General features: G+C 71.7%; 10 protein-coding genes. 5 read left to right on the top strand and 5 right to left on the bottom strand.

The genetic code is table 11. The annotated features are described in order from the left end of the window. The 4 genes from A6Q79_RS12850 to A6Q79_RS12835 form a co-directional block, all read left to right on the top strand. Window positions 1-288 (top strand): DapH/DapD/GlmU-related protein (locus A6Q79_RS12850; RefSeq protein WP_317698576.1); only part of this gene is annotated, 288 nt, incomplete at its 5' end. Between the two features lie 56 nt (window positions 289-344). Next, a complete protein-coding gene (locus tag A6Q79_RS12845) occupies window positions 345-1,175 on the top strand; it encodes a hypothetical protein (RefSeq protein ID WP_067855756.1) in 831 nt (276 codons plus the stop codon). Window positions 1,176-1,381: 206 nt separating this feature from the next. Then, window positions 1,382-2,431 (top strand): CoA ester lyase, encoded by a 1,050-nt coding sequence (locus A6Q79_RS12840; protein WP_317698575.1) that lies wholly within the window; start codon window positions 1,382-1,384, stop codon window positions 2,429-2,431. After that, complete coding sequence (locus A6Q79_RS12835) at window positions 2,428-3,309, top strand: CoA ester lyase (protein WP_257721386.1); 882 nt, start codon at window positions 2,428-2,430, stop codon at window positions 3,307-3,309. The genes A6Q79_RS12840 and A6Q79_RS12835 overlap by 4 nt, the downstream gene beginning before the upstream one ends. 53 nt (window positions 3,310-3,362) lie before the next feature. Here A6Q79_RS12835 and A6Q79_RS12830 read toward each other — a convergent pair whose 3' ends face one another. The 5 genes from A6Q79_RS12830 to A6Q79_RS12810 form a co-directional block, all read right to left on the bottom strand. Beyond that, a complete protein-coding gene (locus A6Q79_RS12830; protein ID WP_317698574.1) occupies window positions 3,363-4,286 on the bottom strand; it encodes an AEC family transporter in 924 nt (307 codons plus the stop codon). A gap of 181 nt (window positions 4,287-4,467) precedes the next feature. Next, window positions 4,468-4,839 carry a hypothetical protein gene (locus A6Q79_RS12825; RefSeq protein WP_289017714.1) on the bottom strand — a complete coding sequence of 124 codons (372 nt, stop codon included), beginning with the start codon at window positions 4,837-4,839 and terminating at the stop codon, window positions 4,468-4,470. A 257-nt stretch (window positions 4,840-5,096) separates the two neighbouring features. Continuing rightward, entirely contained in the window at window positions 5,097-6,221 is a 1,125-nt protein-coding gene (locus A6Q79_RS12820; protein WP_286689609.1) for an aromatic acid exporter family protein, read from the bottom strand. Window positions 6,222-6,273: 52 nt separating this feature from the next. Further along, window positions 6,274-6,600, bottom strand: a complete 327-nt coding sequence (locus A6Q79_RS12815; RefSeq protein WP_317698573.1) for a co-chaperone GroES — start codon at window positions 6,598-6,600, stop codon at window positions 6,274-6,276. Window positions 6,601-6,602: 2 nt separating this feature from the next. Beyond that, window positions 6,603-6,848, bottom strand: a complete 246-nt coding sequence (locus A6Q79_RS12810; protein WP_067855738.1) for a DUF3618 domain-containing protein — start codon at window positions 6,846-6,848, stop codon at window positions 6,603-6,605. Window positions 6,849-6,894: 46 nt separating this feature from the next. Here A6Q79_RS12810 and bcp point away from each other — a divergent pair. Beyond that, on the top strand, window positions 6,895-7,362 hold a 468-nt coding region (gene bcp / locus A6Q79_RS12805), incomplete at its 3' end, for a thioredoxin-dependent thiol peroxidase (RefSeq protein ID WP_317698572.1).

Here is a 7,362-nt window from a genome sequence, read left to right as displayed (position 1 = left end):
CTCTCCGGCGGCGGCACGCAGGTCATCTCCATCGGCAGCGGGAGCCTGCTCGGCGCGAACTCGGGCATCGGCATCTCCCTCGGCGACGACTGCGTCGTGGCGGCGGGCTGCTACGTCACGGCCGGCACGAAGGTGCGCACCCCGGACGGCACGGTCGTCAAGGCGGCCGAGCTGAGCGGCCAGGACAACCTGCTGTTCCTCACCAACAGCGAGACGGGCCAGGTCGAGGCGCGACCGCGGGGCGAGCGCCGCGGCATCGAGCTGAACTCCGACCTGCACGCCAACTGAACGAGGTGCCCTCGCGTCGTCGCCCGACGGTGGGTCCGTCTGCCTAGGGTGGCGCCGTGAAGCTGCGCTGGGTCCTCCTCGTCACCGTGCTGGTGGCCGGTGGGCTGGTGGTGACGGTCTTCACCGACCGCCAGCCGCGTCGCAGCGAGTACTGCGTGGCCCGCGTGGGCGACACGGTGGCGCAGGTCGACGTCGAGCAGGCGCGCTGGTCGTCGCTGATGGCGGCGCTCGCCCAGAACCGGGGTCTGCCGCCGCGCGCGACGACGATCGCGATCGCGACCGCATTCCAGGAGTCCAAGATCCGCAACATCGACTACGGCGACCGCGACTCGGTGGGGCTGTTCCAGCAACGTCCGTCGCAGGGCTGGGGCACGGTCGATGAGATCATGGACCCGGCGTACGCGATCGGGAGGTTCTACGACGGGCTCGAGAAGGTCGACGGGTACACCCGCAAGCAGATCACCGTGGCCGCGCAGGAGGTGCAGCGCTCCGCGTTCCCCGGCGCCTACGCGCAGCACGAGGACTACGCCCGGGCGCTGTCGTCGGCGCTGCGCGGCTACAGCCCGGCGGCGTTCACGTGCCAGCTGAACCCGGTGGGCGGAGGCAACGTGCGCAGCGTCGCCGCCGACGTCGACGCGGCGTTCGGCGAGATCGAGCACACGAGCGACGAGGCGCAGGACGAGCTGACGTTCCGGTTCGCGGGTGCTCGGGCCGACGTGCGGGCGCGGGGCTGGGCGCTCGCGCACTACCTGGTGGCCAACGCCGAGCACCTGAAGGTCGCCGCCGTCTCCTTCGACGGCCGCCGCTGGAGCGCCGAGGACTCCCCCGACGGCTGGGTGCGCGACACCGGCGCCCGCCCCGACCGGGTCGTCGCCTCCCTGCGCTGACCCGTCGGCGGTAGGTGACGCGCGTCAGACGGGGTCGGTACCGCGCGCGACCTACCTGCACACGTCGTTCCGCGCGTCACCTACCGCCCTGGCGGGGGTGCCGGGCCGTGGGCGGCAGAGGGAACAGTGACACCCGCCCTACTCACGAGTCACGAAGCCCGGCCATACTGACGGGCAGTCCCGCCGTCTGCAGGAAGAGAAGCCACGTGCGCAACCCCCGTGCATTCCTCCGTCCCCTCGCGGTCGGAGCTCCCGCTCCGCTGTCCGAGGTGCCGTTCCGTCCGTCCCGGATGATCCACTTCTTCGACCCGAGCAACGAGAAGATGGCGGCCAAGGTGCCGGACATCGCGAAGAAGGTCGACATCATCCTCGGCAACCTCGAGGACGCAATCAAGACCGAGAAGAAGGAGGCCGCGCGTCAGGGTCTCGTCGACATCGCGAAGGCGACCGACTTCGGCGACACGCAGCTGTGGGTGCGCGTGAACAGCCTCGACTCGCCGTGGGTCCTCGACGACCTGACGACGTTGGTGACGGAGATCGGCGACAAGCTCGACGTCATCATGGTGCCGAAGGTGGAGGGTGCGCAGGACATCCACTACGTCGACCGGCTGCTGGCGCAGCTGGAGGCGAAGGGGAACGTGCAGAAGCCGCTGCTGGTGCACGCGATCCTCGAGACCGCGCTGGGCATGACGAACGTCGAGGAGATCGCGGCGGCGAGCCCGCGCATGCAGGGCATCAGCCTCGGCCCGGCCGACCTCGCGGCGAGCCGTCGGATGAAGACGACGCGCGTCGGCGGTGGTCACCCGGGCTACCTGGTGCGTCAGGACCCGACGGGCGAGGACCTGACGGAGGGTCGCACGACCTACCAGCAGGACCTGTGGCACTACACGATCGCGCGCATGGTCGACGCCTGCGCCGCGAACGACATCCTCCCGTTCTACGGTCCGTTCGGCGACATCAAGGACGTCGTGGCGTGCGAGGACCAGTTCCGCAACGCGTTCCTGCTGGGCTGCGTGGGCGCGTGGAGCCTGCACCCGGTGCAGATCGACATCGCGAAGAAGGTCTTCTCCCCGAGCGCGGAGGACGTGGCGCACGCGAAGGAGGTCGTCGAGGCGATGGGCGACGGCTCCGGTGCGGTGATGATCAACGGCAAGATGGAGGACGACGCGTCCTGCAAGCAGTGCCTCGTGATGCTCGACCTGGCCCGTGAGCTGGCCGAGCGCGACCCCGAGCTGAAGGAGCTGTACGCCCTGTGAGCACCACTCCCGCCCCCATCCGTCCCCGCCGCTCGGTGCTGTACATGCCGGGCGCGAACGAGCGCGCGCTCGAGAAGGCGAAGTCGATCGACGCCGACGCGCTGATCCTCGACCTCGAGGACTCCGTGGCCCCCGACGCGAAGGAGCAGGGCCGCGAGAACGTCGTCGCGGCCGTGCGGTCGGGCGAGTACGGCCACCGCGAGCTCGCGATCCGCGTGAACTCGATCGGCACCGAGTGGCACGACGCGGACGTCAAGGCGGCGAGCCAGGCCGGTCCCGACGCGATCCTCGTGCCGAAGGTCGAGTCGGCGGAGCAGGTGCTGGCGCTCGTCGCGGCCCTGGAGAAGCACGGCGCGCCGGAGCACACCCAGCTCTGGGCGATGATCGAGACGCCGCGCGCGCTGCTGCACGCGGAGGAGATCGCTGCCGCGCACGAGCGCCTGACGGTCGTCGTCATGGGCACCAACGACATCGTGAACGAGACGTACGGCCTGCACGTGCCCGGCCGCAACGCCACCGTGCTGACGTCGCTCGCCTGGACCCTGCTGGCCGTCCGCGCCGCCGGCAAGGTCGTCATCGACGGTGTCTACAACGCGGTGAAGGACCCGGAGGGCTTCGAGGCCGAGGCGCGTCAGGGTCGCGAGATGGGCTTCGACGGCAAGACGCTCATCCACCCCTCGCAGGTGGAGCCCGCGAACGTCGCGTTCGCGCCGTCGGCCGATGACGTCGAGCGCGCGCAGGGCCTCATCGACACGTTCGAGGAGGCGAAGGCCGCCGGGCAGGGCGTCGTGACCTTCAACGGCAAGATGGTGGAGGAGCTGCACGTGCGCGACGCGCGGCGCATCCTCGCCTTCCACGAGGCGCTGCAGGGTCGCTGACCACCCGCCGAGGGGCCCCGTCCGCGCGGACGGGGCCCTTCGTGCGTCCGGGGTCAGCCGACGACGGCCGCCGCGACGGCGACGGCGGGCACCGACAGCACGGTGGTGGCGAAGACGGCGTCGCGCGCCAGCACCGTGGAGCGGTCGTAGCGCACGGCGATGACGAAGATGTTCTGCGCGGCGGGCAGCGCCGCGAGCACGGTGACGGCGAGCAGCGGGGCTCCCTCCATGCCGAGCGCGAAGCGGCCGACCGTGTACGCCACGACGGGCTGGACCACGAGCTTCAGCGTCACGATCAGTGCGAGCACCGGTGCGCTGCCACCGCTGCCCGGGCGGGGTCCGAGCCGCAGCGAGACGCCGTAGGCGATCAGCATGGCGGGCACCGCCATGGCCCCGACGAGGCCGAGCGGCTCGTCGACGAGCCGCGGGAGCCGCACGTCGCTGAGCGAGAGGGTGAGCCCGAGCAGGGAGCCGACGGTCAGGGGCGTGCGCAGCGGTCGGGTGACGAAGCGGTGCCACGGCACCCGGTGCTCCGCGACGGCGACGTCGAGCACCGCGAGGGCGATCGGCTGCAGCACCAGCATCTGCAGCAGCAGGGTCGGCGCGACGAGCGCGGCGTCGCCGAGCACGTAGGCCGCGATCGGCAGGCCGAGGTTGCCGGCGTTGACGTACGCCGAGCAGAGCGCACCGACGACCGTGTCGGCGAGATCCTGGCGCAGCACCAGCCGCGCCACTACGACGTAGAGCAGGACCACCGTGACCACGGCGCAGCCGGTGGCGACGAGGTTGCGCGACAGCACCGCCGAGACGTCGGCGTCCTGCAGCACCGTGATCATCAGGGCCGGGCTCGCGACGTAGAACGCGAGCCGCGACAGCACGACCTGGGCGCTGAGGTCGAAGACCCGCAGGTGCGCCAGCAGGGCACCGAGCGCGATCAGGGCGCCGATGGTGGTGAACCCCTCCAGGACGCCGCTCATCGCGCTCATCGTCGCAGAGCGCCACCACGCCCTCCCCCGCGCCCTCCTCCCGCGTTCTGTGGACTTCGTGACGGTCTCTGCGCGGAGAACCGTCGCCATCTCCACAGAACGCGGGGTGGCGCGTCCCGGGACGACGAGGGGCCCCGTCCAGGCGGACGGGGCCCCTCGCGACGCGTGGCGTCTACCTCTGGGTCAGCATCTGCAGCCGGTGGGCGTCCTGCACCGCCTGCATCTCGCGGCGCTGTCGGACGGTCTCCAGCAGGACCTGACGGTCGGTGTCGGACATCTCGTCCCAGGCGCGCTTGCGGCGGGCACGGGAGCGTTCGGGCTTCCTGGCCATCGCGTTCACCCCCTCTCCGGATGTCAAGGTGACGTCGTGTCCGTCTCGGTCGCCCCGGGTCGGGGTCGTGGCGATCTGGGTGGTCGTCGGGGTGTCTGCGGGCAAGGTGTCGATGTCGTCGTGCTGGTTCATTGCGCGCCTCCTCTCTGTGAGTCGGGTGGGTGGGATCGAGGACAGGGTGGGATCGAAGGGACGGGAGTCGTGGGCGGACACGAGAAGAGCCGCTCAGGACACGGGGTCCGGAGCGGCTCGGGGGCCGGGCAGCTGGTGCCGGCTAACGAGGGACTGCTCCGAGGACGTGGGGGCCGAAGGACGCGACGGCGGACGCGCGATCGAAGGCGATCGGGGTCGTGGTCTGGGTCATGCGGCTCACCTCCTCGGGCGGTCGGGTGAGAGCAACGTAGCGCACCGCGACGCCGGGGCGCCACCCCCGCGTCGGCGCGTCGAGGAGACCGGCACGGACGACCGGCTCACGGACCGACGTCGAGCGCCTCGTCGATCTCGTCGCGGGTGGCGCCGCAGACGTACAGCAGGTCGGCGGCGATCGAGCGGACCTGGGCGGTGATGGCGGCCGTGTTGAGGGTCATCGTGGCGGGCAGGGCCTCGACCGCGATGCGGACCGCGGCGACGAGCCGCTCGCGCGCACCGGCGAAGTCGTCGAGCGTCGAGAGGTCGTCGGCGACGAGGTCGACCGCCTCGGCGAGCTCCTCGACCGACAGCCAGAGCGCGTCGGGGCCCGTCTCGCCGTGGCGCAGCATGGCGCTGGCGCGGCGGGCCAGCACGCGGGCGTCCCGGATGGCGTTGTCGAAGTCGCGCACCGCCCCGACGTAGAGGGCCAGGTGGTCGCGCTGGCGCCACCGCAGCGGCGACATGCGCGCGATCTCGCTGACGTTGGCGGCGGTCGCGTCGAGCGACTCGATGCTGCTCTGCAGGCCGCGCGCCCGCGTGAGCGCGTCGTCGGCGACCGTCGAGTCCGCCTCACGCAGCGCCCGGCCGGTGCCGCGGAGGACCGACGCGAGCTGCCGCAGGAGCCGCTGCACCTCGGCGTCGATGTCGCGCACGGGGTTGCGCGGGATCAGCAGCACCATGGCCATGCCGCACAGGCCTCCGACGAGCGCGTCGAGGAACCGGGTCAGGGCGGGGTTGCCCGCACCCGGCACGGGCACGACGGCGGCCAGCAGGACGGCCGAGCTGGCCGCCTGGGTGAGCGCGAGCCCGCGGATGCCGGTGAGGGTGGCCGCGGCGACGGTCAGGAGCACGACGAGGGCCATCTGCGCCGGACCGCGTCCGATGGTGAGGATGATCAGCTCGCCCACCAGCACGCCCAGCGCGACACCGACGACGACCTCGAAGAGCGTGCGTCCCCGCAGTCCACCGCCAGCGGTGATGACGACGACCGCGGCGATGGGCGCGAAGAACGCCTGCTGGTGGCCGAACACCTGGGTGGCCACCAGGAAGGCGAGCGACGACGCAGCCCCGAGGCGCAGCATGAGCCGCCAGCGACGACGCAGCAGACGCAGGCGGTCGGCGAACGTCTCCTCGCTGCGCAGCAGCCGGATGCGGCGCAACGGCACCTCACGTCCGGTCCCGCTCATCCGTCCTCCGCTCCCTGGGCGCGGCCCGTGGCCGCCACCGTCCACCGCACCCTCACAGGTACAGGCCGGTCTGGCCCTCCTCGATGCGCTCGGAGGCGACGGCGTGCAGGTCGCGCTCGCGCAGCAGCACGAAGCTCTCGCCGCGCCCCTCCACCTCGGCGCGCTCCTCGGGGTCGAAGAGGACGCGGTCGCCGACCTCGACCGCGCGCACGTGCGCACCCGTCGCCTCGACCTTGGCCCACGAGAGGCGCTTGCCCATGGCGGCGGTCGCCGGGATCAGGATGCCTCCGCCGGAGCGCCGCTCCCCCGCCTCGTCGTCGAGGGAGACGAGCAGCCGGTCGTGCAGCATCCGGATCGCGAGCTTGCCGCGCTCGGCCATGGTCAGCCCAGCACCTTGCGCAGGACGACGACGGCGGCCACCGTGCCCACGACGCCGAGGACGACCGGCACGACGTTCTCGTAGCGCAGGCTGCCGTCGGGCGCGACGAAGCGGCCCTTCACGTCCTCGAGGGTCCGGCGGGCGATGTTCTTGGGGTTCGTCCGGTCGACCAGGGCGTCGACGGTGTGGGCCAGGCGCTCGCGGATCTGCTCGATCTCGTCGACCAGCTCGTCGCTCTGTGACGTCACAAGGTGCCTCTCGTCGGGTCGGACTGACCTTGCAAGGATAGGACCCATGACGACGCGACTGCAGCCCGGTGACACCGCACCCGACTTCACCCTCCCGGACGACACCGGCGCGGAGGTGACGCTCTCGGACCTGCGCGGCCAGAAGGTGATCGTGTACTTCTACCCCGCGGCCATGACGCCCGGCTGCACGAAGCAGGCGTGCGACTTCTCCGACTCGATCGACCGGCTGCAGGCCGAGGGCTACACGGTGCTCGGCATCAGCCCGGACAAGCCGGAGAAGCTGCAGAAGTTCCGTGAGCGCGACGGCCTCACCATCACGCTGCTCTCCGACGCCGACAAGGCGGTCATGACGGCGTGGGGCGCGTTCGGGGAGAAGAAGCTGTACGGCAAGGTCGTCGAGGGCGTCATCCGCTCGACGGTCGTCGTCGGCGAGGACGGCACGGTCGAGCTGGCGCAGTACAACGTGAAGGCGACGGGGCACGTGGCGAAGCTGCGCCGCGACCTGGGCCTCGAC

Source organism: Aeromicrobium sp. REDSEA-S32_B7, assembly GCF_001626145.1.
GTDB lineage: Bacteria > Actinomycetota > Actinomycetes > Propionibacteriales > Nocardioidaceae > Aeromicrobium > Aeromicrobium erythreum.
The sequence above is the reverse complement of the archived record's forward strand: the minus strand, read 5'-3'. Positions and strand labels throughout refer to the sequence as shown.